General features: G+C 70.6%; 21 protein-coding genes. 14 read left to right on the top strand and 7 right to left on the bottom strand.

The window, feature by feature from the left end:
- Nucleotides 1–166: 166 nt before the first annotated feature.
- The 7 genes from ACH4VO_RS06565 (at nucleotide 167) to ACH4VO_RS06535 (ending at nucleotide 5,405) form a co-directional block, all read left to right on the top strand.
- Nucleotides 167–1,276: a SchA/CurD-like domain-containing protein gene (locus tag ACH4VO_RS06565; protein WP_360989231.1), complete on the top strand. Its 1,110-nt coding sequence runs from the start codon at nucleotides 167–169 to the stop codon at nucleotides 1,274–1,276.
- A gap of 75 nt (nucleotides 1,277–1,351) precedes the next feature.
- On the top strand, nucleotides 1,352–1,786 hold the full coding sequence (locus tag ACH4VO_RS06560; RefSeq protein WP_360989234.1) for a cupin domain-containing protein: 435 nt from the start codon (nucleotides 1,352–1,354) through the stop codon (nucleotides 1,784–1,786).
- The gene (locus tag ACH4VO_RS06555) at nucleotides 1,783–3,051 is read left to right on the top strand and encodes a beta-ketoacyl-[acyl-carrier-protein] synthase family protein (protein WP_360989236.1); all 1,269 of its coding nucleotides are present in this window, start codon (nucleotides 1,783–1,785) and stop codon (nucleotides 3,049–3,051) included. The genes ACH4VO_RS06560 and ACH4VO_RS06555 overlap by 4 nt, the downstream gene beginning before the upstream one ends.
- On the top strand, nucleotides 3,048–4,298 hold the full coding sequence (locus ACH4VO_RS06550) for a ketosynthase chain-length factor (protein WP_360989239.1): 1,251 nt from the start codon (nucleotides 3,048–3,050) through the stop codon (nucleotides 4,296–4,298). The genes ACH4VO_RS06555 and ACH4VO_RS06550 overlap by 4 nt, the downstream gene beginning before the upstream one ends.
- 16 nt (nucleotides 4,299–4,314) lie before the next feature.
- A complete protein-coding gene (locus tag ACH4VO_RS06545) occupies nucleotides 4,315–4,572 on the top strand; it encodes an acyl carrier protein (RefSeq protein WP_360989241.1) in 258 nt (85 codons plus the stop codon).
- A gap of 1 nt (nucleotide 4,573) precedes the next feature.
- Nucleotides 4,574–5,053 carry an SRPBCC family protein gene (locus ACH4VO_RS06540; protein ID WP_360989243.1) on the top strand — a complete coding sequence of 160 codons (480 nt, stop codon included), beginning with the start codon at nucleotides 4,574–4,576 and terminating at the stop codon, nucleotides 5,051–5,053.
- Nucleotides 5,054–5,072: 19 nt separating this feature from the next.
- Nucleotides 5,073–5,405: a TcmI family type II polyketide cyclase gene (locus tag ACH4VO_RS06535; protein WP_360989246.1), complete on the top strand. Its 333-nt coding sequence runs from the start codon at nucleotides 5,073–5,075 to the stop codon at nucleotides 5,403–5,405.
- A gap of 73 nt (nucleotides 5,406–5,478) precedes the next feature.
- On the opposite strand, the gene ACH4VO_RS06530 is transcribed toward ACH4VO_RS06535, so the two are convergent.
- Both ACH4VO_RS06530 and ACH4VO_RS06525 read right to left on the bottom strand, forming a co-directional pair.
- The gene (locus tag ACH4VO_RS06530) at nucleotides 5,479–6,567 is read right to left on the bottom strand and encodes a methyltransferase (RefSeq protein ID WP_360989248.1); all 1,089 of its coding nucleotides are present in this window, start codon (nucleotides 6,565–6,567) and stop codon (nucleotides 5,479–5,481) included.
- 34 nt (nucleotides 6,568–6,601) lie between these two features.
- Nucleotides 6,602–7,684, bottom strand: coding sequence for a right-handed parallel beta-helix repeat-containing protein (locus tag ACH4VO_RS06525; protein ID WP_360989251.1), 1,083 nt, complete (start codon nucleotides 7,682–7,684; stop codon nucleotides 6,602–6,604).
- Between the two features lie 153 nt (nucleotides 7,685–7,837).
- Here ACH4VO_RS06525 and ACH4VO_RS06520 point away from each other — a divergent pair, with 153 nt between their 5' ends.
- The 3 genes from ACH4VO_RS06520 to ACH4VO_RS06510 all read left to right on the top strand — a co-directional run bounded on the left by ACH4VO_RS06520 (nucleotide 7,838) and on the right by ACH4VO_RS06510 (nucleotide 11,109).
- Nucleotides 7,838–8,239 carry an ACT domain-containing protein gene (locus ACH4VO_RS06520; RefSeq protein ID WP_360989254.1) on the top strand — a complete coding sequence of 134 codons (402 nt, stop codon included), beginning with the start codon at nucleotides 7,838–7,840 and terminating at the stop codon, nucleotides 8,237–8,239.
- 57 nt (nucleotides 8,240–8,296) lie between these two features.
- Nucleotides 8,297–8,797, top strand: a complete 501-nt coding sequence (locus ACH4VO_RS06515; RefSeq protein ID WP_056787776.1) for a hypothetical protein — start codon at nucleotides 8,297–8,299, stop codon at nucleotides 8,795–8,797.
- A 977-nt stretch (nucleotides 8,798–9,774) separates the two neighbouring features.
- Nucleotides 9,775–11,109 carry a peptidoglycan recognition family protein gene (locus ACH4VO_RS06510; protein WP_360989257.1) on the top strand — a complete coding sequence of 445 codons (1,335 nt, stop codon included), beginning with the start codon at nucleotides 9,775–9,777 and terminating at the stop codon, nucleotides 11,107–11,109.
- A 105-nt stretch (nucleotides 11,110–11,214) separates the two neighbouring features.
- Here ACH4VO_RS06510 and ACH4VO_RS06505 read toward each other — a convergent pair whose 3' ends face one another.
- Complete coding sequence (locus ACH4VO_RS06505) at nucleotides 11,215–12,351, bottom strand: aminoglycoside phosphotransferase family protein (RefSeq protein ID WP_360989260.1); 1,137 nt, start codon at nucleotides 12,349–12,351, stop codon at nucleotides 11,215–11,217.
- Nucleotides 12,352–12,582: 231 nt separating this feature from the next.
- Here ACH4VO_RS06505 and ACH4VO_RS06500 point away from each other — a divergent pair, with 231 nt between their 5' ends.
- Entirely contained in the window at nucleotides 12,583–14,076 is a 1,494-nt protein-coding gene (locus ACH4VO_RS06500; protein ID WP_360989263.1) for a hypothetical protein, read from the top strand.
- Nucleotides 14,077–14,243: 167 nt separating this feature from the next.
- Here ACH4VO_RS06500 and ACH4VO_RS06495 read toward each other — a convergent pair whose 3' ends face one another.
- Nucleotides 14,244–15,689: a SpoIIE family protein phosphatase gene (locus ACH4VO_RS06495; protein ID WP_360989266.1), complete on the bottom strand. Its 1,446-nt coding sequence runs from the start codon at nucleotides 15,687–15,689 to the stop codon at nucleotides 14,244–14,246.
- 513 nt (nucleotides 15,690–16,202) lie between these two features.
- On the opposite strand from ACH4VO_RS06495, the gene rpmG reads away from it, so the two are divergent.
- Nucleotides 16,203–16,367: a 50S ribosomal protein L33 gene (gene rpmG, locus ACH4VO_RS06490; RefSeq protein WP_360989268.1), complete on the top strand. Its 165-nt coding sequence runs from the start codon at nucleotides 16,203–16,205 to the stop codon at nucleotides 16,365–16,367.
- Nucleotides 16,368–16,630: 263 nt separating this feature from the next.
- Here rpmG and ACH4VO_RS06485 read toward each other — a convergent pair whose 3' ends face one another.
- The gene (locus tag ACH4VO_RS06485; RefSeq protein WP_360989271.1) at nucleotides 16,631–17,131 is read right to left on the bottom strand and encodes a tetratricopeptide repeat protein; all 501 of its coding nucleotides are present in this window, start codon (nucleotides 17,129–17,131) and stop codon (nucleotides 16,631–16,633) included.
- Nucleotides 17,132–17,230: 99 nt separating this feature from the next.
- On the opposite strand from ACH4VO_RS06485, the gene ACH4VO_RS06480 reads away from it, so the two are divergent.
- Complete coding sequence (locus ACH4VO_RS06480; protein ID WP_360989409.1) at nucleotides 17,231–17,935, top strand: VanZ family protein; 705 nt, start codon at nucleotides 17,231–17,233, stop codon at nucleotides 17,933–17,935.
- Between the two features lie 121 nt (nucleotides 17,936–18,056).
- Here the strand turns inward: ACH4VO_RS06480 and ACH4VO_RS06475 are convergent, their stop codons facing one another.
- Nucleotides 18,057–19,799 carry a glycoside hydrolase family 6 protein gene (locus ACH4VO_RS06475; RefSeq protein WP_360989273.1) on the bottom strand — a complete coding sequence of 581 codons (1,743 nt, stop codon included), beginning with the start codon at nucleotides 19,797–19,799 and terminating at the stop codon, nucleotides 18,057–18,059.
- 13 nt (nucleotides 19,800–19,812) lie between these two features.
- A complete protein-coding gene (locus ACH4VO_RS06470; protein ID WP_360989276.1) occupies nucleotides 19,813–20,145 on the bottom strand; it encodes a hypothetical protein in 333 nt (110 codons plus the stop codon).
- Nucleotides 20,146–20,742: 597 nt separating this feature from the next.
- Here ACH4VO_RS06470 and ACH4VO_RS06465 point away from each other — a divergent pair.
- The gene (locus ACH4VO_RS06465) at nucleotides 20,743–23,688 is read left to right on the top strand and encodes a glycoside hydrolase family 48 protein (RefSeq protein WP_360989279.1); all 2,946 of its coding nucleotides are present in this window, start codon (nucleotides 20,743–20,745) and stop codon (nucleotides 23,686–23,688) included.
- Nucleotides 23,689–23,878: the final 190 nt, after the last annotated feature.

The raw sequence follows: 23,878 nt of genomic DNA, 5'->3' as shown, positions 1-23,878 counted from the left end.
GCGCAGCACGTAGCGGCGTTCCACGATCAGTCGCGGGAGCGATGCTCGCGATGCGGGGGTGGACCACACGCGTCCGCGAGGGAAGGCCGCTCCGGTTCCCCGAAAAGCTGACGGATGACGAGCGACCACTCGACGCGGTCGCCGCACCGTCTTGAAGGAGACAAAGATGACAACCATATCGGAACGGGTATCGCAGTCCGCCTTCGACGGTTCAAGGCTCCGGGTCGTCCTGCTGCTCGACCTGCACGACGGTGCCCAGAAGCAGTTCCTCGAGGCGTACGAGCACATGCGCAACCAGGTGGCGTCCATCCCCGGGCACATCAGCGACCAGCTGTGCCAGTCCATCGAGAACCCCTCGCAGTGGCTCATCACCAGCGAGTGGGAGAGCGCGCCGCCCTTCCTCGCCTGGGTGAACAGCGAGGAGCACGTCGCGACCGTCCAGCCCCTGCACAGCTGCGTGCGCGACACCCGCTCGCTGCGGTTCAGCGTCCTGCGCGAGACGGCCAACAACGACGCCGCCACCCCGCAGGAGAACGGCCTCCAGCCGGCCCCGCGCCTGGGCGACGGAGTGGTGCGGCACGCCCTCACGTTCACCGTCAAGCCCGGCACCGAGGACATCGTCGCGAAGATCCTCGCGGACTACGACTCCCCGAAAGCCCGGGTCGACGAGAACACCCGGCTGCGCCGCACCTCGCTCTTCATGCACGGAAACCGGGTCGTGCGGGCGGTCGAGGTCGAGGGCGACCTGCTGGCAGCCCTGCGCCACGTGGCACGCCAGCCCGAGGTCAGGGCCGTCGAGGAGGCCATCAACCCCTATCTGGAGCAGGACCGGGACCTCAGCGACCCGGACTCCGCCCGCATGTTCTTCACCCGGGCGGCGCTTCCGACCGTCCATCACGTGACATCCGGCCGCGTCCCGGAGGACGTACAGCGGCACGCGCTCTTCTACCAGGCCAAGGAAGGCTGCGGCATGGCGCTCGCCAGGCTGCTCGCCGGCCAGGACGAGGAGACGGCGGACGACCCCGCCACTCGCATCGCCAGCAGCACCATCTTCCAGCGTGACGACGTCGTGGTGCGGCTCCTCGAGATGAGCGGCCCGCTCGACGCGGAGCCCGCACTGGCCCTCGGTATCGGCGGCGCCCGCAAGGCGGCCATGCTCGGCCGGTTGCTCGACGGCGGTGCGAACGGCCTGCCGAGCACCGACCAGGAGGCCGCGCGCTTCCTCGCCCGGGCCGAGATGGACCTCATCACCGACCGCCGGGCCACCGAGTCCTGAACCGCCTCACTCCGGCACGACGGGTCCGCCCCGGGCTGCCGGCACACCGCACAACGCGCCTCGAGGAGAGCAGTCATGACCACGCACCGGCCTCGCATCGTGGACCTCAGCGAGACTCAGCCCAACCGCAGGCGCGGAGGAGACCTGCGCGCCATGCTCACACCCACGGCGGTGGGTGCCACCAGCGGCTTCATGGGACTGGCCATCGTCGGCCCCGGTGAGCGTATCGGTGAGCACTACCACCCGTACTCCGAAGAGTTCGTGTACGTCGTGAACGGACTCCTCGAAGTCGACCTGGACGGCGAGACGCACCCGATGCGGCCCGACCAGGGCCTGCTCATCCCCCCGCACGTACGCCACCGCTTCCGCAACGTGGGCGACGTGGAGGCGCGGATGGTCTTCCACCTCGGTCCGCTCGCCCCGCGGCCCGAACTCGGCCACGTCGACACAGAGATCACCGACGTGGCCGAGCGCGGCGCGCCGCCGGAACGAACGGGGGCCGCGTCATGACCCGACGTGTGGCCGTCACCGGGGTCGGCGTCGTCGCCCCCGGTGGCATAGGCGCCCCGGCGTTCTGGGACCTGCTCTCCAACGGCCGTACCGCGACACGGGGTATCACCCTGTTCGACCCGGCGGCCTTTCGTTCGCGCATCGCCGCGGAGTGCGACTTCGACCCCGTGGCGCACGGCCTGGACGCGGAACTGATCGCACGCTCCGACCGGTACATACAGTTCGCCCTGGTGGCAGCCAGGGAGGCTCTGGGAGACGCCGGACTCGACACGGAGACAGTGGACCCCTGGCGCATCGGGGTGTCCCTCGGCACCGCGGTCGGCGGCACCACCCGTCTCGAGCACGACTACGTCGCCGTCAGCGGCAGCGGATCGCGCTGGGACGTCGACCACCGCCCGGCCGGCCCGCACCTCGAGCGGGCGTTCGCACCCAGCACCCTGGCTTCCGCGGTCGCCGAGGAGGTCGGCGCGCACGGCCCCGTACAGACCGTGTCGACCGGCTGCACCTCCGGCCTCGACGCGATCGGCTACGCCTTCCACTCCATCGAGGAGGGCCGTGTCGACATCTGTGTGGCGGGCGCGTCCGACACGCCGATCACCCCGATCACGGTGGCCTGCTTCGACGCGATCAAGGCGACCTCGGCGAACAACGACGACCCGGAGCACGCCTCCCGGCCGTTCGACGCCCGCAGGGACGGATTCGTCATGGGCGAGGGCGGGGCCGTGCTCGTCCTGGAGGAGCTGGAACACGCCCGCGCCCGCGGCGCCACGGTGTACTGCGAGATAGCGGGCTACGCCACCTTCGGCAACGCCTACCACATGACCGGGCTGACCGGCGAGGGGCTCGAGATGGCCGAGGCCATCAACACGGCTCTCGCCCACGCCCGGATCGACGGCTCGCAGGTCGACTACGTCAACGCTCACGGCTCGGGCACCAAGCAGAACGACCGGCACGAGACGGCGGCCGTGAAGCGGGCCCTCGGCTCCCACGCCTACAAGGTGCCGATGAGTTCCATCAAGTCCATGGTCGGCCACTCGCTCGGAGCCATCGGAGCGATAGAGATCGCCGCGTGCGTCCTGGCCCTCGACCACCAGACGGTGCCCCCGACGGCCAACTACGAGACCGCCGACCCCGAGTGCGACCTCGACTACGTGCCGCGCACCGCACGGCCCCTGAAGCTGCGCACCGTGCTCTCGGTCGGCAGCGGCTTCGGCGGATTCCAGTCCGCCGTCGCCCTGACCCGATCAGGCGGGAGGACCCCATGAACACCCGGACACACCGGCGATCCGTCATCACCGGGATCGGCGTCGTCGCCCCCAACGGGACGGGCGCCGGTGCCTTCTGGAAGCAGACGCAGGAGGGCGTCAGCGTCCTCGACCTGGTGACCCGGGAAGGCTGCGAGAACCTTCCGCTGCGGGTGGCGGGCGAGGTCCGGGAGTTCGACCCGGTCGCCCTCATCGAGGAGCGCTACCTCGTCCAGACCGACCGGTTCACGCACTTCGCGATGGCCGCGGCCGATCTCGCCCTGGACGACGCCCGGCTCGGCCGGGCCGACTACGAGGACGCGCCGTTCAGCGTCGGCGTGGTCACCGCCGCCGGTTCCGGCGGCGGCGAGTTCGGGCAGCGCGAGCTGCAGCGGCTGTGGGGACAGGGATCCCGCTTCGTCGGCCCGTACCAGTCCATCGCCTGGTTCTACGCCGCCAGCACCGGCCAGATCTCCATCCGCGGCGGCTTCAAGGGGCCGTGCGCCGTCGTGGCCAGCGACGAGGCCGGCGGACTGGACGCGATCATGCACGCCGCGCGCTCCATCCGGCGCGGCACGGGCGCCGTCGTCGTCGGCGCGGCCGAGGCACCACTCGCCCCGTACTCCGTGGTCTGCCAGCTCGGTTACGAGGACCTCAGCACCTGCGAGGAACCCACCCGTGCCTACCGGCCGTTCACCGCGGACGCCTGTGGCTTCGCCCCTGCCGAGGGTGGCGCCATGCTGGTGGTCGAGGAGGAGACGGCGGCCCGTGACCGCGGAGCACGGGTCCGTGCCGAACTGGCCGGCCACGCCGCCACCTTCACCGGAGCCTCCCGGTGGGAGCAGTCCCGCGGCGGACTGGCCCGGGCCATCGAAGGGGCGCTGCGCGAGGCGGAGTGCGCACCGGAGGAGATCGACGTCGTCTTCGCCGACGCGCTCGGCGTCCCTTCCGCGGACCGGGCCGAGGCGCTGGCGATCGCCGACGCCCTGGGCGCTCACGGTCGGCGCGTCCCGGTGACGGCGCCCAAGACCGGAACCGGCCGCGCTTACTGCGGAGCACCCGTTCTGGACACGTCCGCCGCGGTGCTGGCCATGGAACACGGCCTGATCCCCCCGACGCCCAACGTCTTCGACGTCTGCCACGACATCGACGTGGTCACCGGCCGCGCACGCCCCGCGGAGCTGCGGACGGCCCTGGTGCTGAGCCGAGGACTCATGGGCTCCAATTCGGCCCTGGTGCTGAGGCGGCCGACCGACACCCCCGGATGAGAAGGAGCAGTCCCTCATGACCGATCGACTGACGTATGCGGAACTGGCCGTGCTCATGAAGAACGGCGCAGGACTCACCGTCGACCCCTCGCAGATGGAGAGCCGTCCCGGCTCCACATTCGACGAGTACGGCCTCGACTCGCTCGGCCTGCTCGGCATCGTCGCCGCGCTGGAGAACCGGTACGGCCGCCCCCTGCCGACCGAGGCCGACCGCTGCAGGACGCCCGCCGAGTTCCTCGACCTCGTGAACAGCAACCTCGTGACAGGAGTCTGACATGACCGGCCACACCGAGAACGAGATCACCATCGCCGCGCCCCTGGATCTCGTCTGGGACATGACGAACGACCTCGAGAACTGGCCTCAGCTGTTCAGCGAGTACGCGGCCGTCGAAGTGATCGAGCGCCAGGGCGAGACGACGACCTTCCGCCTCACCATGCACCCCGACGACAACGGCAAGGTGTGGAGCTGGGTGTCGGAGCGCACCACCGACCGCCCGGGCAGGACCGTCCGGGCCCGGCGTGTCGAGCCGGGCCCCTTCCAGCACATGGACATCCGGTGGGAGTACACGGAGGTCCCCGGCGGCACCCGGATGCGCTGGAAGCAGGACTTCGCGATGCGGCCCGACGCGCCGGTCGACGACGCGTGGATGACCGACAACATCAACCGCAACTCCCGCGTCCAGATGGAGCTGATCCGCGACAAGATCGAGCAGCGCGACCGGGAACGCCGCTCCGCCTCGGTTCCCGCCAACTGATGGACCGAAAGGCAGCCAGATGCACCACGCACTGATCGTCGCCCGGATGGCGCCCGGGTCCGCGCCGGACATCGCGGACCTGTTCGCGCAGTCCGACAACACCGATCTGCCCCACCTCGTCGGAGTCAACAGGCGCACACTCTTCCAGTTCGGGGACGTGTACCTGCACCTGATCGAGTCGGACCGGCCCCCGGGCCCGGAGATCGCCAAGGTGACCGAGCACCCGGAGTTCAAGGCCATCAGCGACCGGCTCACCGCGTTCGTCAGCCCGTACGATCCGCAGACCTGGCGCGGTCCGAAGGACGCGATGGCCCAGCAGTTCTACCGGTGGGAGCGGGACGCCTCCGTCTGACACCGTACGATCGCCCCGGGTCCGGCACCTGCGTGCCGGACCCGGGGCGATCGTGGTGCGTGAGGGAGCGCGGTCAGGGCACGAGGCACTCGAAGGCGTGCAGATACGCGTTGACCGGCCTGACCTCGCCGACGCGCAGGCCGGCCTCCGACACCCGGCCGAGCAGGCTCTCCCTGGTGTGCTTCGCGCCCCCGACGTTGAGGAGCAGCAGCAGGTCCATCGCGGTGGTGAACCGCATCGACGGGGTGTCGTCGACGAGATTCTCGATGACCACGACGCGGGCGCCCGGACGTGCCGCGGCGACGATGTTGCCCAGGGCTCGGCGCGTGCTCTCGTCGTCCCACTCGAGGATGTTCTTGATGATGTAGAGATCCACGTCGACGGGGATGTCCTCACGGCAGTCCCCGGCCACGATCCGTACCCGGTCCGCGAGCGCGCCCTCGTCCCGCAGCCGGGCGTCCGCCCTGGCCACTACACCGGGCAGGTCCATGAGGGTCCCGTGGAGCGACGGGTACTTCTCCAGGAGACTGGCGAGGACGTGGCCCTGACCGCCGCCGATGTCGGCGACCGAGGACACCCCGGTGAGGTCGAGGAGCTCGGCCACGTCCCGCGCGGACTGCATGCTCGACGTGGTCATGGCCCGGTTGAACACCTGGGCGGACTCGCCCGCGTCCTCGTGGAGATAGTCGAAGAAGCCCTTGCCGAACGTCTCCGGGAAGACGCTCGAACCGGTGCGCACCGCGTCCTCGAGCCGCGGCCACACCTCCCAGGTCCACGGCTCGGTGCACCACAGGGAGATGTAGCGCAGGCTGTGGGGATCGTCCTCGCGCAGCAGCCGGGACATCTCGGTGTGGACGAAGGTGCCGTCCTCCCTCTCGGCGAAGATCCCGTAGCAGCACAGCGCGCGCAGCAGCCGCCGCAGCGGGACGGGCTCGGTGCCGACGGCCCGGGCGAGCTCCGCGGCCGAGGCGGGGACATCGCCCAGCGCGTCCGCGACACCCAGCCGCGCCGCCGCGCGCACGGCCGCGGCGCAGGCCGCGCCGAACGCGAGCTCCCTCAGCCGCATGGACGGCGGAGGGGACTGGCCGGCGCTGGCGGCCGAAGCCGAGGAGGACGTCGGGGTGGCGGGAGTGGTCTCGGGGGTGGGACTCACAGTGGTCATACCGTCTCTTTTCTCGTCGTGCGGCGGTGAGCCGCTATTCGGCACACAGTCCGGCCGGTACGGACGTCCCGCACGCGTTGCCGGTGAAGGTATTGCCCGTACCGGAGGTGTCCCGGTTGGCGAGGTCGGCCGGCTGGTTGTCCCGCACGAGGTTCCGGCTGATCGTGTTGTCGGTGTTGAGCGCGCCCACGAAGCTCTTGAACAGCAGGATTCCGCCGGAGAGCGGGGTGGAGCCGACATTGCCCCGGATCACGTTGGAACGCACGACCGTACGCTCGCTGCCGGTGAGCACGATGCCGGAGCCCTGGATGGCCGACAGCCGGGGGGTCGCCGCGCAGAACCTGTTGTTCTCCACGATCCGGTTGTTGCTGACGGTCATCGCCCCGGCCGCGGGCCTGGACTCGTCACCCACGACGAAGACCCCGCTGCAGTTGCCGGTCATGTGGTTGCCGTCGATCAGCAGGTTCCTGACCCGCCGGGCCGTGACACCGATGCGGTTGCCGCTCAGCTCGTTGTCCCGGATCTTCGTTCCCTGCGTGTCGGTCGCCCCGCCCTCCTCAGTCACGGAGTTGGCGACGAAGATGCCCGCGTCGCCGTTGCCGGTCGCGGTGTTGTGCCGGAAGTCACCGCGCGTGGACCGTTCCTGGGCGATGCCCCAGACGCCGTTGGTCCGGGCGTTCACCCGGTGCACGGAGAGCCCGTCGGTCCACGACGCCCAGATGCCGCTCTTGGCGAAGCCGGAGACGGTGAGCGAGCGGACGGTGACGCCGTCGACTGTGTGGCCCTTGGTGCCGACGACACAGATACCGTTGCCGGCCGCCGCACAGGTGCCGGCGGCCTTCGTGCCCGTGGCCGCCGGCACGATCACGGTCCGGCCGCCCGTGCCGAGCAGGGTCAGGCCCGGTTTGGTGATCCGGACGCTTTCGCGGTACGTGCCCGGCAGGACGACGACGGTGTCTCCGGGGCGGGCCGCGTCCACCGCGCTCTGGATCGAATCTCCCGGGCGCACCACGAGGCCACCGGTTCCGGCCGCGGTGGAGGGGACGGCCGTCCCGCCCAGCGCCGTGGCCAGTGCGACCGTCATACCCGCCAGGCAGGTGATGTGTTTTTTCCTCATGAGCCGAAGCTAGGGGCGATCACCGCCCACTGCCACGGAAGGTGAGCGTACGGGTACATGGCGTGCCTGAATGGCTTACTCGCCCCGCCCGTGACCCGGAGAGGGGGCCGCGACGAGGGGCGCCCCCACTCCCGGTGGCCGTAGCGTGGCCCCATGACGGGTGAGCGCGACCTTCGAGGACTGCTGCACATCATGGGACCGGAGCTGCACCCGGGCCGCTACGTCTTCGCGACCGTGGCGCACGGGGCGGTACCCGCCGGCGTCACCCCGGTGGTCACCGTCACCGAGAGCGAAGGGACGACCCTCGTGCTCCCTGAAAGGCAGGCGGCGGTTTCGGGGCTGGAGTACGACTTCGTCGCGGGCTGGATCACCCTGCGCGTCCGCTCCGTCCTGGACACCGTGGGGCTGACCGCTGCCGTGGCCCTGGCCCTCACCGATGTGGGGATGAGCTGCAACGTGGTCGCCGGATACCACCACGACCACCTGTTCGTCCCGTACGCGCGTGCGAGTGAGGCTGTCGAGGTACTGAGAAGGCTGGCGGCGGAGTCCGGCTGAGTCCCGCAGGGGAGTGCCCGGCTCCACGACGTGAGCCGGGACACGTACCATGGCCGCATGTCCTTCCTCCGCCGCCGTAGCGCCGCCACACCCGCGGGCCCGGACTTCGACGTCCTGGCCATGGACCCGGGAGACTGGCCCGGCAACCTCGGCGCCGGCCTGCTCCCCGCTCCCGACGGGAGCTGCCAGGGTGTCTTCCTCCGCTACGACCTGTTCGGCGGCCGCGGCCCGGCGATGATCATCGGCAATCTGCCCGAGGGCTCGCCCGCCCGGGAGACCGAGGAGGGCCAGGTACCCTTCGAGGTCGCTCAGCTCCTCCTCGCGCTCGAGAACGACGAGCCGGTCGAGGTCACCGGGAGCGAGGACGTGCCCGTCATGCAGGGTGACAGCCTGCTGATCGTGCGCCGCGTCAAGCTCTCCGAGAGCCGCATCTCGTGCGTGCAGTTCGACCGGAGCGACGGCGTGCTCGTCACGATCGCCAGCTGGGACCGGCCGATCACCGACGATCTGTACGCCCTGCTGAAGCCACTTCCCGCAGAGCTGTTCCAACAGGGCTGAAACGTCCCCGCACCGTCATCCGCCGCGTCACCCGTGCCGCGGCGGTGCCGAGTCCGGTGAGGCCGGCGAGGTGCCGCGGGGCGCCGGAGCCCGGCCGCGGGACCTGCTCGCGGAGGCCCCGGCCGTACGGGTGCCGGATCAGGATGACGGCCGACCGGGGGCGGAGTTCCAGGACAGAGCCGGACCTTCCTGTCTTCCCTGTTCTGTGCGAAGTCCTCGTCCAGGACGGGTAGTTGCCGCTCGGCGAGGTGCCGGGGGCCGGATCGAGCTCCTCCGGAGCGGCGCCAGGCCGGAGTCCCGCCGCGCAGAGCCGGACGTCCGTAGCGACGAGCCGCCGCTCGTCGCTGCTCTGCTCACCGGGGACCCCCGGCCGCCCCTCCAGGATTGCCGTCCGGCGGGACCACTCCACGAGACGCACCCGTGCCCGTCCGGACGCGGGCGCAGCGCCGTCGGGAACGGCATCCGGCCCTCCTGGAGCGGGGAAGAGCCGACGTCCAGGAAGATGGCTCCGCAGCCGTGCCGACTCCGAGCGCGGTGTGAGGGCGGACAGGCGCCGCCATGGCCCGGAAACCGGGCAGGCTCCCGGGGCGGCCCCGTTGTTCGTGGAGGGCTTGAGTGCATGTGCCATGCGTGGCCGCCGCGCTGCCAGGCCCACAACCCTGCGGCGTACGCCAGGACGGCGCCCGTCGCCTGCGGGGCGAGTCCCTTCTCGGCGCAGAGCGGCGGCAGTGCGGGGAGCGTGGTGAACCGTACTGCTGGAGGCGGGAGGTTCAGCCGGTCGTCGGCAGCCTCGGCGGACGTTCCTGGGCTGTTCGACGCAGGACACACGCACCGCGCGAAATAGTCAGACAAGCTCAAAAATGCTGGGACACGGCACCGTTGACTCACCCTCACCCCACGTCCCAGAGTGTGCGCCGACACGGAAGCTGAGATCACCCAGGATCGGCTCGGGCCCGCCCGGCCCAAGAAGGGTTGCCATGACGTCGAAGCAGAGGACCAGACTCACGCTCGCACTCACCGCGGCGGGAGCGCTGGGCGCGGCCCTGCTCAGCCCGACGGCGCAGGCCGACGCGGACGAGGTACGGCCCGAATGCCCCCACAGCCTCACGTGCGACTGGGTGCCTGCCGCCTACCAGCAGACGGGCGACCCGGCGGACAAAGACACGTACGGCAACTACGACACGGCGGACCGGCCGGACAGCAACGCGATCAAGTTCATCGTCCTGCACGACACCGAGGTCGACTACGACACCACCCTGAAGATCTTCCAGAACCCTCGCAACCAGTCCTCCGCCCACTACGTCGTGCGGTCCGCCGACGGCCACGTCACCCAGATGGTGAAGAACAAGGACATCGCCTGGCAGGCCGGCAACTGGTACCTCAACACCCACTCCATCGGCATCGAACAGGAAGGCGTCGCCGCGGAGGGCGCCACGTGGTACACACCCGAGATGTACCGCTCGACCGCGAAGCTGGTGCGTCACCTGGCGGCGAAGTACGACATCCCGCTGGACCGGCAGCACATCCTCGGCCATGACGGCGTGCCGCCCACCAGCGCTGCCGGGACGAAGAACATGCACTGGGACCCGGGGCCGTACTGGGACTGGAACCGCTTCATGGCACTGCTCGGCAGACCCACCGTGCCCAGTGCACCGCCGACCGGCGAACTGGTCACCGTCAGCGTCGACTTCGCCCGGAACGAGCAGGCGTTCCGCGACTGCGAGAAGGGGGCCGACCTGCCGCCGCAGGGGAGCAGCGCCGTCCCGCTGCACACGGAGCCGTCCGCCGGTGCCCCGCTCTTCTCCGACCCGGGGCTGCACCCGGACGGCGCGCCAGGCACGAACTGCGCGGCGGACTGGGGCAGTAAGATCAGCGCCACCCAGCAGGCCGTCGTCGCGGACCGGGTGCCCGGCTGGACGGCGATCTGGTGGTACGGGCAGAAGGCGTGGTTCCGCACCCCTCCCGGGACCAGGATGACCGTCCCGACGTCGGGCCTCGTGGTGAAGCCGAAGGAAGGCAGGGCGCAGGTGCCGGTGTACGGGGTGGCCTACCCGGAGAGGAGCGAGTACCCCTCGGACTTCGCCAAGCCCGCCGTGGGCAGTCCGCTCGTCTACACCATCAAGGCAGGCCAGGCGTTCCCAGGCGGTGGAGAGGCGCCCACCGGGTACTACTACGCGCCGACGATCGACGCGTCCAAGCCGTACGACCACACGTACTTCCCGGGTGGCGAGAAGTACGTCACGGTCCAGATCGGGCACCGGATCGGCTTCGTCAGGGCGTCCGACGTGGATGTGGTGCGGGCCGGCTCGTAGCCCGGAGGACGGCACCGCCGCTCACGGCGTGCTGCGGGACCCGTGTGTCGGCACCGGTCCCGCAGCGCGCGTCCCCCGTCGGTCGGGCCGGAAGCGCCCGGGAGGTCAGCGTGTGCCCACCGCGGCGCGCACGGCCCGCCGGGCCATCGCGCAGTCGTCGTGCAGCCTGCGCAGCAGCAACCGCTGCTCCTCGCCCGAGGGGAGCGCTCCCTGCCGTACCGGTCCGCCTCCGGACGGCGCGCCCTCGCGTATGGCCCGCTGCACGGCCGTCTCGTACATCCGGATCTCCCGCGTGAGCACGAGCATGAGGTTGACCAGGAAGGCGTCGCGCGCCGCGGCACCCGCGGCCTGTGCCAGCTGGCTGATCTGCCGCCGGGCCACCGGCGCGTCCCCGAGCACGGCCCAGAGCGTCGCGAGGTCGTAACCCGGCAGATACCAGCCGGCGTGCTCCCAGTCGACCAGTACGGGGCCGGTGGGGGGCAGCAGGATGTTGGAGAGCAGCGCGTCACCGTGGCAGAACTGGCCCATCCCCTGCCTGCCGCCCGCGTGGGCCAGCCCGTGCAGAAGCTTCTGCAGGTCGCCCAGGTCACGGTCGGTGAAGAGGCCCAGCTCGTGGTAGCGGGCGATGCGCGAGGCGTAGTCCAGCGGGGCGTCGAACAGACCGGCCGGGGGCCGCCAGGAGTTGACCCGGCTGATCGCTCCCAGCGCGGCGCGCAGGTCCGCGCGAGGCGGGGCCTCCGCCGGGTGCCTCGTCAGCGCCGCGACCCGGCCGGGCATCCGCTCGATCACCAGGGCGCAGTTCTCCGGGTCGGCGGCGACGAGCCGGGGGACCCGCACCGGCGGGCGGTGCCTGACGAAGGCCCGGTAGGCAGCTATTTCGTGGCGGAACCGTTCGGTCCACGCGGGGGAGTGGTCCAGTAAGCACTTGGCCACCACGGTGACGCGGCCGGTCGTGCCGACGATGAGCACCGACCGCCCGCTGCGCCGGAGCACCTGGACCGGATTGAACTCGGGGCAGATGCGGTGGACGGACGCGACGGCCATTCTCAGCTGCGCGCCCTGAGGGCCCGACAGGTCGAGTCGGCCGCTGGGCGGTTGGATGCCCGGCCCCGCCGTCCGCCGGGTCCGACCCGTGCCGGGCGCCGGTGACGCGGCGCGGGGGCCGAGATACGGACCGCCGCCCGTACCCACGGGACGAAGCGGCCGGGGCGGCGCGGACACGGAGGACGATGCTGTGTACATGAGCGAGACAGATCCCTTCGTGCGCCGACAAGTTGCGTGCACCGCCCCGGCCGGCGGCCGTCCGGCACCCTGGGGAGTACCGAGGGCTGCCGGGCGGGGTGGCGCTTTCCTACCTGACACCGGAATGCCGGTGGCGGACTATCTGGCGCACCCTGGCGAACCCTGGCGAATAGTCGCTCCGCATCTGACCGGGGGTTAGTGTCAAGTCAGCCGAGAACCTGGGGGCTTGACGTGACCGGAGAACCCAACACCCGCCTTTCGGACCTGTTCGGCATGGTCGGCTGGTCCAAGGGCGAGCTCGCGAGAAGGGTGAACCGGCAGGCGGCGGCCATGGGCCACCACCAGCTGGCGACCGACACCTCGCGGGTCCGGCGCTGGATCGACATGGGGGAGTCGCCCCGCGACCCGGTGCCCGAAGTGCTGGCAGCTCTGTTCACCGAGCGGCTCGGCCGTGTCGTGACCATCGAGGACCTCGGGTTCGGCCGGCGCGGGCGTGTGGGGAAACGGCGGGAGAGCGGGACGGAGAACAATCCCGACGGCCTGCCGTGGGCGCCCGAGCGGACGGCAGCGGTCCTCACCGAATTCACGGGAATGGACCTCATGCTCAACCGACGCGGCTTGGTGGGCGCGGGTGCCGCGCTCACCGCCGGCTCCGTACTGACCGGTGCCATGAACGACTGGCTGCGGTCCGAGCCCGCTCCGGCGGCACGGACCGTGCGCCCCGACGACCCCCTCCACGCGGACAACGCGGGTCACGACCGTTACGAGGCCGCCCCCATCGGGTCCGAGGAGATCGAGGCGCTCGAGCGCTCGGTCGAGGTCTTCCGGGCCTGGGACGCCTCACGGGGCGGTGGGCTCCAGCGCAAGGCCGTGGTGGGCCAGCTCAACGAGGTGGGCGGCATGCTCGCCTACCGTCACCCCGACCATCTGCAGCGGCGCCTCTGGGGCGTCGCCGCCAACCTCGCGGTCCTGGCGGGCTGGATGTCCCATGACGTCGGCCTCGAGCCCACCGCCCAGAAGTACTTCGTTATCGCCGCCCACGCGGCGCGCGAGGGCGGCGACCGCCCCCGTGCGGGCGAGGCGCTCTCCCGCGCGGCCCGCCAGATGGTCCACCTGGGCCGCCCGGACGACGCCCTGGACCTCATGAAGCTCGCCAAGTCCGGCTCGGGCGAGGAGACGCTGCCACGTACGCAGGCGATGCTGCGGACCATCGAGGCATGGGCACAGGCGTCGATGGGCCGCGGGCAGGCCATGCGCCGCACACTCGGCGAGGCCGAGGAGCTCTTCGTCTCGGACAAGGGCGACGTACCGCCACCCAGTTGGATGCAGATGTTCGACGAGGCGGACATGCACGGCATGCAGGCCCTGGCCTTCCGCACGCTGGCCGAGCACGAACCGGCCGCGGCCACCACGGCGCAGCATCATGCGAAGCGGGCGCTGGACCTGCGTGTGAACGGCCGCCAGCGGTCCAAGATCTTCGACTACATCTCGCTCGCCTCGGCGTGCTTCATCGCCGACGACCCGGAGCAGGCCGACCGCTACGCACGGCTTGCCCTGGTGTCGATGGGGGAGACCTCCTCGCACCGCACGTGGGACAGGCTGCGTGAAATGTACCGGCTCACCGGTCAGTTCGCTGGTTACGCCAGGATCGAGGACCTGCGGGAGGAGATCGAACTCGCGCTGCCGCAGGGCACCTTCAAGAAGTCCGGAGGTTCCCGCATCTGAACCGGGCGCAGCCACCGGGCACGGAGCGGCCCGCCGTCGGGCCTCAGGGCTGGTCCCCCTCTTCCACCTGCCCGCAGAGCGATCGGCCGAGGGTCACCGGACGGTCCGGCGCATCCTCCCGCGGGTCGACCCCCGGAAGCCTGGTACCCCGTTGGCCCGGCGAGGCATCACTCCCCGATACGGACCACCAGCACACAGGCGTCGTCGAGCCTTTCGGCCGCGCCGAACTCCTCCACGACGGTGCGCACGCAGTCCTGCGCGGTGCGGGCCCGCGCGAGTTCCGGTGCGAGGTTCAGGAGGCCTTCCGGTCCGGTGGTCCGATCGTCCTGCCGTGTCAGTCCGTCGGTCCGCAGCATCAGCACATCGCCCGGCAGCAGGGCCACCCGGTCCTGTTCGTAGAGGACGTTGGAGGCCGCACCGAGCAGTACCCCGTCCACCGCGGGTAGCGGGCGCCCCACTCCGTCGCGGAACAGCAACGGCGCGGGGTGCCCCGCCTGTGCCCAGGTGAGGGTGGCGGTCGCCGGATCGAAGCGGCAGCACACCGCGCTGCCGAGAGCGGGCTGGGCCGAGCATTCGATCAGCTGGTTGAGATGGCCCATCACGGCACCGGGCCCGATGCCGGCCACGGCCATCCCGCGCAATGCGCCGAGCAGTGTGGCCATGGCCGACGTGGCGGGGATCCCGTGGCCGGTCAGTTCCCCGACGGTGAGCAGCGTCTGTCCGTCCGGGAGTCGCAGAGCGTCGTACCAGGTGCCGCCGATCAGGTCGCTCGACCCCGCCGGCAGGTAGTGGGCGGCCACGTCCAGCCCACCCGTATCCGGGCCCGGCACGGACAGCGAGCCCGGCTGCAGCACGGACTCCTGGAGCTCCACCGCGATCCGGCGCTCGGCCCGCGCCTGGTGCTCCCGGCGCGCCAGCACGTCACGGGCGCTGCCCACGACGTGCTCGCTGCGCCGCAGGGTGCTCACGTCCCGCAGCACCGCCCACATGGAAGCGGTGCAGCCGTTCGCGTCGAGTACGGGTTCGCCCGTCATGTGGAGCGTCCGCATGTCGCCGTCGGGCCTCAGGATCCGGAACTCGCCGTCTATCGGCCTGCCGTCCACCAGGCAGCCCGTCACCATCGAGGTGAGCAGCGGCTGGTCCTCGACGAGGAGCATGGACGGCAGCTCGTCCAGGGACAGCGCGCCGGCCCCGGGGTCCCTGCCGAAGATGCGGAACAGCTCGTCCGACCAGCTGACCTCGTCGGTGAGCAGATTCCACTCGGCGCTGCCGACCCTGCTGACCAGTGTGCCCGTCGCAGGCGGTGACGAGGACCCCGGCGGGGTGCGCGGATCCGGTGAGCGCCGCGCCGCCGGTTCGGCGGTCGCCTGTGCCGGGATGCCGTTCCTGAGCTGTCCCAGGTGCTCGCCCAGATCGTCGAGCTGGTGGACCGCGAGCTCGCAGAGCGCCCGCTGCCAGCGCAGCCGGGGATCGTCCTCGTCGATCACCGACGTGTTCCGCCGCACGGCATCCACGTCTCCGCGCAGCCGGTGCGCCAGGGTGATCAGCGCGTCGACGGCGTCCTGCGCGGGGGGTCGTGGGCCGGAGCGCTCCGCAAACAGGTGGGACGGCATCTCGTACTCCGATACAGGCGCGGCCGGTTCGTGGGGGTGGACCGAACATGACTGTCGCACAGGGTGCGGAAGCCCGTAAGGCATTTGGCAACACTCGATCCGTTGTTGCCTCTGGCATATGTCTTCGGCCGGTCGGGATTGCCCTTCCATCGAACGCCCGTGCCCTTGTGCGTAGTTGACGCACGTGGGCCGGTGTGCTGGCCCGGGTGCGCGCCCGCGCATGAGCCCCTCGGGCGGCGCACTCTCCCGTGGGTCGAGGCATATGTGGGACCCGTGGGCGCCTGTGGATCACTGGGCGGGAGGCGACGCCGGACAGTGCGTCGATGCATGGTCCGATCCATGGAACGGGTGTGTGGGTCGCCCGTGTGATCGGTGCTGCGCCCGGCCGCGGCGCGGCCGGCCACACGGGCGGTGGGGCCGGGAATGGCCGGGCCCCTGCCGACGTTACGCCACCGGAACGAAAACGATACCCATCCCCATCAGGGGAGGGTCGCCGTCCCCCTGGAGGCACCCATGGCACGCAGTGAGACAAGGCCCGTCGTTCTCCTCCGGTCGACCGCCGGAACCGGGCACACCTACGTCACCCGCAAGAACCGCCGCAACGACCCCGACCGGCTGGTGCTGCGCAAGTACGACCCGGCGGCCGGGCAGCACGTGCTGTTCCGCGAGACTCGCTGACCCGAGCCGGACGTGGCGTACCGGCATGGCGTGAATCACATGGGAGGGTGCCGGTTCCGCGGAAGAGGCATCAGTGGTTTATCGTTCATCTATACGTGGAGGTGAGCGGGCGAGCGCTCGCGGCACCCCCCGCACGAGCCGCCCCGGCTGGATTCCCCCGATCCGGCCGGGGCTTCCCCTTGCTCCGGGCTCCCCCTCTCCGCCACCGGTCCTGCCGACCGCAGGAGCACCGTTCCGGCGTGCGAGGCGTGGGTCGCCACGGCTCACATGGTCTGCGTGAGGTCGTCCGCGTAGTGCTCGATGGGCGCCCGGTACCGCTGGACCTGAGGGCTGTCGCTGGTCGCGGCGAGCAGCCGCAACAGGAGCTGCATCGCCTCGTGGTGCTCGCCCGTGTTGAAGAGCGCCATGGACAGGAACGCCCGCAGTGCGCCGTCGTCCGGGAACTCCGCCACGCCGCGGCGCAGCGTCTCGACCGCCTGCCCGAATCTCCCGAGCACCCGGTAGGTGCTGCCGAGCCCGAGCAGCGCACCCCTGCGGTCCTCGTCACCCAGGCCGTCGCCCTGCAGGCTCCGCTCGTAGTACGGGACGGCCTCGGCCTCCAGGCCGAGAACGTCGTGGACCCAGGCGGTCTGGTAGGCCACGTCCGAGGCGTCCGGAAAGGCGGCGGTCAGCGAGAGGAGGCGCTCCCTTGCCTGTTCGGGATGGCCCTGCTCCCGAAGGGCGACGGCCTCCGCCAGCAGCAGGTCCTTGTTCTGTGAGCTCATCACCACATGTTCGCACCCGCGCCCGGGTGTGATCGCCAGGGGTGGGGGCATCCGTTGGCCATGACTGCAGAGGTGGAATCCGGTGCGCGACGCAGACGTATGGGTCGTCTCCTGTTGCGAGTGGCGGTGTTGACCGCGGCGTCGGCAGGCCTGGTGGTGTTCTCCTACGTCCTGGCCAAGGTGACGCTCACACCGTCCCCCGCCTCGGAGGACATCGTGACGTCCAATCTGAGGCCAGGTCGCTCGCTGCGCCAGTACGCGGAGCAGTACACCTTCCTCGCCGCCTGCAAACAGGCGGGCGGCAACATCGTCCTCGGTATGCCGTTCGGCGTGCTGCTGCCGATTCTCGTCCCCCGGCGGCTGCGCATGATCCGCATGACCGTCCTCACGGCGCTGGTCATGGTGGTCGTCGAACTGACGCAGGGAGCCCTCGTCACCGGGCGGGCCTTCGACATCGACGACGTGATCCTCAACACCGGCGGAGCCCTGCTGGGGTACCTGCTGGTGGGGCGGCGGATCAGCCACCGCTACCACACCCTCTCGGACCAGCCGGTACCGGAGAAGGCGGCGGGGACCCCGGGGCCGGACACCCCGGAGCCCGCGGCGGGCTCCGGGTCCCGCGCCGGGACCAGGACCTGGCGGCCGGGCGGGAAGGCCACCGCCGGAACCGGGGGGCCGGCGGGGAAGACGGCGGCGGCGCGCCGGAGCACGCCCGCGCCGGCTGACCGCGGACGCGCTCTCGTCGACCGGTGGCGCGGCCGGCGGCCGGGACCGGGCGGTGGAGCACCCGGAGCCCGGCCTTAGGGCCTCCCGTCCGGACCGTGCCGGGGTCCCGGACCCCACGGGCCCGGCATGGTCCGGACGGAAGACTCCCGGTGTTCCGTCCGGACCGCCCTGTTCACGCGGTCCGGACAGAGGACGGACCCTAGAGCGCCGGGTAGGCGTTCTTCATGAGCTCCTGGAACTGGGCGGAGAACCACTTACCCGAGATCGGCGCGTCGGGCAGAGCACCGGACATGTGGTTGTTGTTCCGGGGGTTGCCCGTGTAGGTCGGATCGCACATCCGGTCGAAGCCCTTGCCCTCGTTGTTCGGGATCTCCTTGCTGGAGCCGTCGGACTCACCCGGAGGCTTGATCCAGACGTACGCGTCGATCCCGGCTTCGGGTGCCGCCTTCGGCCGTTCGCCGAGGCCCGCCCCGGACTGGTTGCACCAGTTCCCCAGGTGGATGCGACGGTCGTAACGGCCGCCGTCCACATAGGTGTCGACGCTGGTGGTCGCGCCCGGTCCGCTCGGCCGGTTCGCGCCGCCCCAGCCGTTGCGTGAGGTGTCGATGAGCATGCCGATGCCGGAGTTGAAGCCGACGGAGACGAGCTTGGTGCGGAACGCCTGCGCGAAGGACAGCTCGTCCGTGTAGCGGTTCCAGTCGACCCACTTGGACTGACGCACGGACGTACCGTTCACGCTGTCGCCGATGGAGAAGTTGTTCTCCTTCAGCGCGCTGTAGTTGGCCGTGTTGGTGATGAAGCCCTGCACGTCGTTCACCGTCGCGCCTTCGGCGGTCGCGGCCTGGTGGAAGATGTCGGCGGAGGGGCCGAAGTTGTCGTCCCAGCCGAGCCACCCGTGGTGTCCCGCGTCGATGTAGTTGTAGACGTTGGGCGCGTCACCGAGCTTGTTGAGCGCGTAGCCGACGCCCTTGACGTAGTTGCCGTTCGCCTTCATGACGTCACAGGCCGGTACGGCGGTCGGGCGACTGCCGGCGTTGGTGACCAGGTTCGGGAGCGAGTCGATCTCGACCGTGTTGACGATGCGCAGACCCGCGTACTTCGGGTCGGCGAGGATCGCCGCGATCGGGTCGATGTACTCCGTCTTGTAGCGGTCGATCTCGGTGGGGCCGAGTTCACCGTTGGAGGCCAGGGCCGAGCAGTCGCGTCCGGGCAGGTTGTAGATGACGAGCTGGACGACGAGCTCGCCGGAGCCCTTCTGCGCCAGGGCCGCGTCCAGGTGGTCGCGCAGCCCCATGCCGCCGTTCGCGCCCTCGATCGCGGCGATCCGGTCGAGCCAGACGCCGGTCGGCTGGTTGGCGACCCGGCTGCCTCCCGGCTCGGCGGCGGCGTTCGCCGACCACTCCGGGTTCACGTAGACCTTCGCGCCCGCGTACGGGTTGTCCACCTTGCTGCCCGCGGGCGGGTCGGTGGGGTCCGGGGGATCGGTGGGACCGGTGGTGTCACCGTTGCAGGTGACTCCGTTCAGCTTGAACGTGGCGGGGACGGTGCTGCTGCCGTTCCCGGTCGCGTTGAAACCGAAGGAGGTGGAGGCTCCGGTGGCCAGGGCGGCGTTGTAGCCGGCGTCCTTCGCGGTGACGGCCGAGCCGCTCTGGGTGAGGGTGGCGTTCCAGCCCTGGCTGACTTTCTCGCCGCCGGCGAACGACCACTCCAGCTGCCAGCCGGACAGGGCGGCGCCCAGGTTCTTGACGCTCACCGAGGCGGTGAGTCCGCCGTTCCACTGGTTGTCGATCTTGTAGTCGACGGTGCATCCGGCAGCCGCGGTGGCGGAGGCCGTGAAGGGCGCCACCGCGGCGGCGGAACCCGCGGCGGCGGCGACGAGTGCTCCCGCCGCCATGAGTGCTGTTCTTGATCGGCGCAGGGTTGTGCGGCTCGTGCGGCTCATACGAATGTCTTCCTCAGCTGTCGAGGGCGCGCGGATGTCCACGCAGCCCGATTTCGTACGGGGTGGGGGTACCGTCGTAGTCGCTGGCCGTGGACGGACCTGAGGAGGGGTTCCAGGTCGTGCGGGTCCGTCCGGGAAAGACGTGTCCGCGGTCCTCGAACCTCTGCGTGACCCGGTCGGCGAGGCCGTGGGAGCAGGTGTTCACGCCGTCGCGGCCCACGAGGAGCGGGGCTTCGGCGAGGACCGGGGCGAACGGGCGGACACGGGAGTGCCCGTCCGCGCGGACGTGGGAGTCGTGGACGTCAGGGACCGGGCCGACGCGGCCGACATGGTCGGTCGGGTCCACCGGAGCCGTGAGGTCCGTCGGGTCGGTCGGATCCGGTTCGGGATCCGTGGTGCTGGGCGTGCCGTCGGGACCGTACGCGTGGGTAAGGAGCCCGGGGCCGACCCGGACGCCGGCAGGCCGGCGATGATTCCCGCGCCGTGCGGACGCCTTCCGTCGCGGCTCCGGCTCGTCGCGACGACCTCTGCCGGACCGGGACCACCGGGCGTTTTCGCCCTGTGTCCACCGTCCGTTCGTCCGGCAGTTCGCGTCCGAAGGAGCTCCACCTCCTGGTGACACGACCCAGGTCGGTGAACGCGGCGGTCGGTTGCCACACGTGCGGGGGGTGATGCATGAGCGACCCCTTCCAGTTAGGACGCGCCCCCTACGGCACGTCCACTGATGGAACCGCTCCCACTGGTGTGGCTTGACGTTAGAGCGTCAAGTGGTGTCGGTCAACAGGCCAGTTGAGATCTCCTGTCATCGAAATTATTCGACTCTTCACCTCTCTTGACTCCGATTTTCCCCATCCTCATGCTGGGAGCGCTCCCACTGGTTCAAGGCTTGTGCTCAGCCCCCGCACGCCCCCCATGTCGCCGAGCCGCGAGGAGGTACCCGCGCATGCCGACGGGAACCGTACGAAGAACCTGGTTACCGAAGAGACTCCGCCGATTCGGAAGCAGACGGCTGTGGACCGCGTCCGTGGCCGCGTTCGCCCTCCCCCTGGGGATGACCGCCGCAGCCGGCACGCCGGCCCAGGCCGCCGCGGTGCAGTGCAGCGTCGACTACCGGACCGACGACTGGGGTTCGGGCTTCACCGCCGAGCTGACTCTCACCAATCGGGGTTCGGCCGCGATCGACGGCTGGACCCTGACGTACGACTACGCCGGCACGCAGAAGCTCACCAACGGCTGGAACGGCACCTGGTCGCAGGCCGGCAGGACCGTCACCGTCAAGAACGCCGCCTGGAACGGGACTGTCGCCGCCGGAGCCGCGGTGACGGCCGGCGCCCAGTTCTCGTACAGCGGCACCAACACCGCCCCCACCGCCTTCGCCGTCAACGGCACGGTCTGCGCGGGCGCACACCAGCCGCCGATCACCGTCCTCACCAGCCCCGCCGCGGGCAGCGTCTTCTCCACCGGGGACGCGGTCCCGCTGGCCGCCACGGCGGCGGCCGCGGACGGAGCGGGAATCAGCAAGGTCGAGTTCTACGACGACACGACTCTGCTCGGCACGGACACCACAGCCCCCTACAGCCTCAGCGCCCAGGGCCTGGCCGCAGGCAACCACTCGGTGTACGCCCGGGCGTACGACAGCCTCGGTGCCTCGGCGGAGTCGACACCCTCGGGCATCACCGTCATGGCGGGCCCCGCCGTGGTCGCCACGCCCGCGCAACTGGCCCTGCGGCAAGGCACGTCGGGCACTTTCGACGTGAAACTGTCCACCGCCCCGCCGGCGAACGTCACCGTCACCGTTGCCCGCACCGCGGGCAACACCGGGCTGAGCGTCACGGGCGGGGCGAGCCTCACGTTCACCCCGGCGAACTGGTCCACCGCACAGAAGGTGACCGTCGCGGCCGACAGCTCCGGTACGGGCGCCGCCACCTTCACCGCCATGGCCCCCGGCCACGGCAAGGCGGAGGTCGTCGTCACCCAGCTGGCCGGTGCGAAGGAGTACGACGCACGCTTCCTCGGCCTCTACGGGAAGATCACCGACCCGGCGAACGGCTACTTCTCACCGGAGGGCATCCCCTACCACTCCGTCGAGACGCTGATCGTCGAAGCCCCCGACCAGGGCCACGAGACGACCTCGGAGGCGTACAGCTACCTCATCTGGCTGCAGGCGATGTACGGCAAGATCACCGGTGACTGGACGAAGTTCAACGGTGCGTGGGCGACCATGGAGAAGTACATGATCCCCACTCACGCCGACCAGCCGACCACCTCCTTCTACAACGCGTCGAAGCCCGCCACCTACGCGCCCGAACACGACACCCCGAACGAGTACCCCGCGGTCCTCGACGGCTCGGTGTCCTCCGGCTCGGACCCGATCGCCGCGGAGCTGAAGAGCGCGTACGGCACCGACGACATCTACGGCATGCACTGGATACAGGACGTCGACAACGTCTACGGATACGGCAACACGCCCGGGAAGTGCTCGGCCGGCCCCGCCGAGACCGGGCCGTCCTACATCAACACCTTCCAGCGCGGGCCGCAGGAGTCGGTCTGGGAGACCGTCACCCACCCGACCTGTGACAACTTCTCCTACGGCGGCCGCAACGGATACCTCGACCTGTTCACCGGGGACTCCTCGTACGCCAAGCAGTGGAAGTTCACCAACGCGCCCGACGCCGACGCCCGTGCCGTCCAGGCCGCCTACTGGGCGGACGTCTGGGCGAAGGAGCAGGGCAAGTCGGGCGAGGTCGCCGCGACCGTCGGCAAGGCCGCGAAGATGGGCGACTACCTGCGCTACTCCATGTTCGACAAGTACTTCAAGAAGGTCGGCAACTGCGTCGGCCCGACCACCTGCCCGGCGGGTTCCGGCAAGGACAGCGCGCACTACCTGATGTCCTGGTACTACGCCTGGGGCGGTGCCACCGACACCTCGGCGGGCTGGTCCTGGCGCATCGGCTCCAGCCACGCCCACGGCGGGTACCAGAACCCGATGGCGGCCTACGCGCTGAGTTCGGTCGCCGACCTCAAGCCCAAGTCGGCCACCGGGCAGCAGGACTGGGCCAAGAGCCTGGACCGGCAGCTGGACTTCTACCAGTGGCTCCAGTCCGACGAGGGAGCCATCGCGGGCGGTGCCACCAACAGCTGGAAGGGAAGTTACGCCCAGCCGCCGGCCGGCACACCGACCTTCTACGGCATGTACTACGACGAGAAGCCCGTCTACCACGACCCGCCGTCCAACCAGTGGTTCGGCTTCCAGGCGTGGTCGATGGAGCGCGTCGCCGAGTACTACCACGAATCGGGCGACGCGCAGGCCAAGGCGGTGCTCGACAAGTGGGTCGACTGGGCCCTGTCCGAGACCACCGTCAACCCGGACGGCACCTACCTCGTGCCCTCCACCCTCAAGTGGTCCGGCGCGCCGGACACCTGGAACGCGTCGAACCCCGGGTCCAACGCGGCACTCCACGTCACCGTCGCGGACTACACCAACGACGTCGGGGTGGCCGGTGCCTACGCCAGGACGCTGACCTACTACGCAGCCAAGTCCGGTGACACGCAGGCCAAGGCCACGGCCGAGGCACTGCTCGACGGCATGTGGAGCCACTACCAGGACGACGCCGGAGTGGCGGTCCCCGAGACCCGCGCCGACTACAACCGGTTCGACGACCCGGTCTACGTACCCAGCGGCTGGACGGGCACGATGCCCAACGGCGACACCGTCGACAAGAACGCGACGTTCCTGTCCATCCGCTCGTTCTACAAGGACGACCCGAACTGGCCGAAGGTGCAGAGCTACCTGGACGGCGGAGCCGCACCGGTCTTCACCTACCACCGGTTCTGGGCGCAGGCCGACATCGCGCTCGCTCTGGGGGCCTATGCCGATCTCCTCGAGTGAGTGAGTGAGCGTACGCCAGGGACACCCGGCCGCGGCCCTTCGCCGGCGGCCGGGTGTCCCGCCCACTCGGGCAGCGGCCGGCACCACACTCCCCGCGGCCGGTACACGTCCACATGATCGCCCCGTACGCGTGCCACGCCGACCCCGCGAGGGAACGCCCGGACGGTGCGACGGGGGCGTAGCGCACCCG

Source organism: Streptomyces sp. NPDC020780, from assembly GCF_044334475.1.
Taxonomy (GTDB): domain Bacteria; phylum Actinomycetota; class Actinomycetes; order Streptomycetales; family Streptomycetaceae; genus Streptomyces.
The sequence above is the reverse complement of the archived record's forward strand: the minus strand, read 5'-3'. Positions and strand labels throughout refer to the sequence as shown.